This window comes from Paraburkholderia sp. UCT31, from assembly GCF_014397655.1.
Lineage (GTDB): Bacteria > Pseudomonadota > Gammaproteobacteria > Burkholderiales > Burkholderiaceae > Paraburkholderia > Paraburkholderia tuberum.
Map to the genome: position 1 here is coordinate 1 of NZ_VZQP01000167.1, position 1,630 is coordinate 1,630.

The 1,630-nt window shown below is 62.2% G+C and carries 2 protein-coding genes; both read left to right on the forward strand.

Annotated features, from left to right (window positions below; all coding sequences use genetic code 11):
• Positions 1–12 precede the first annotated feature (12 nt).
• A complete protein-coding gene (locus F6X40_RS41380; RefSeq protein WP_018420777.1) occupies positions 13–438 on the forward strand; it encodes a CopG family transcriptional regulator in 426 nt (141 codons plus the stop codon).
• A gap of 45 nt (positions 439–483) precedes the next feature.
• The gene (locus tag F6X40_RS41385; protein WP_187631879.1) at positions 484–1,581 is read left to right on the forward strand and encodes an alpha/beta hydrolase family esterase; all 1,098 of its coding nucleotides are present in this window, start codon (positions 484–486) and stop codon (positions 1,579–1,581) included.
• The last annotated feature ends 49 nt before the right edge of the window (positions 1,582–1,630 follow it).

Here is a 1,630-nt window from a genome sequence, read left to right on the forward strand (position 1 = left end):
AAGGATGGTGCGATGAAGAAACCCGCGGTATTGGACACCCCCCGCTCGAAAGGCGGCGACTCGGAAAAAATCACGATCAACCTCGGACCCGTCGACCTCGGGCAGATCGACCTGCTGGTTGAAGAAGGCTTCTATGCGAACCGGACCGACCTGATCCGAACGGCGATTCGCAACCAGCTCGCGCTACATGCGCGGGTCGTCCAGGAAACGGTTGCGCGTCGTTCGCTCGTGCTCGGGCTGCAGCATTTCTCCAGGCAGGATCTCGAGGCGATTCGAGCCGCGCGCGAGCGTCTCAACATTCAGGTCCTGGGATTGGCCAGCATTGCCGCCGATGTCTCCCCGGAACTCGCGCTCGCGACTATCGAAAGCGTCGTGGTGCTGGGAGCCTTTCACGCTTCGCCCGCAGTCAAGACGGCGCTTGCCGGCAGAATCCACTAGCCGCGCGAGGCCCACCCCCTCAACACCGGTAATCGGACAAATGTGATGAAACTCAACGAAGGCTTTCTGAACTCAATGCACGAAGCGATGACTTTGCTGCGTACCCGCGGCGTTGCCGAAGCGACAGAAGCGATACAACGCGCACTGCGAGGGGAAAGCGTCGGTGCAGTGAACGAAACTGCGTCGCGGGACAAGACGCCAGAGCCCGTTGTCTTCCCGTTTGCAAAGACCAAGGACGCGACTGCGCACAAGGCGCGAGAAGACTGCATTGACGTGGAGGAACGAGGACTTTTCATCACGCTTGCGTATGCGAATGCCGCCGGTCGCCGTCAATATCGGCTGTATGTGCCGGCGGGTGGCGCCGGCGAGCCGCTGCCACTGATTGTGATGTTGCACGGCTGCACGCAGGACGCCGACGATTTCGCAGCAGGCACGCAGATGAACGCGCTTGCCGAGCGACATCAATGTCTCGTCGCTTATCCGGTGCAACCGCAGCAGGCGAATCCGTCGAAGTGCTGGAACTGGTTCAAACCTGACGATCAGCATCGCGAGCGCGGCGAGCCGTCGCTGATCGCAGGCATCACGCGCGAAATCATCTCGGCCCACAACGTCGATCCTGCGCGCGTGTACGTCGCGGGGATGTCCGCGGGGGGCGCAATGGCGGCGATCATGATCGCCGAGTATCCCGAGCTGTATGCCGCGGTCGGCGTGCATTCCGGTCTTCCGGCACGGTGCGCGCACAATTTACCCTCCGCGCTCGCGGCGATGAAAGGCGGCAAGCACCCCCGAAATGCACGGCGTGTGCAAGGCGATACAGACTTGTCACCGAGACGGCCCATGATCGTCTTTCATGGTGACGCGGATGCCACCGTGCACGTAGCGAATGCCACGCGGCTCGTGCAGAGGTTCGACGCACGGCCGGACGCCGGCAGCGAACCGCGTCGGGTCGACGCGGGCCGACGCGCCTGTACCGTCTCGCGACTGGTTTCCGGCGACGGTATCGACGCCGAGTTGTGGACCATTCATGGCGCAGGGCACGCTTGGGCAGGCGGCAATGCACGAGGCAGTTATACGGACGCTACTGGTCCGGATGCGAGTGCCGAAATGCTGCGCTTCTTTCTTGATCATCCGCAACGACAATAGTGCAGGCCTCTCTTGTGGTTACCATGATTGCGACGGAGTGGCGTCCGCT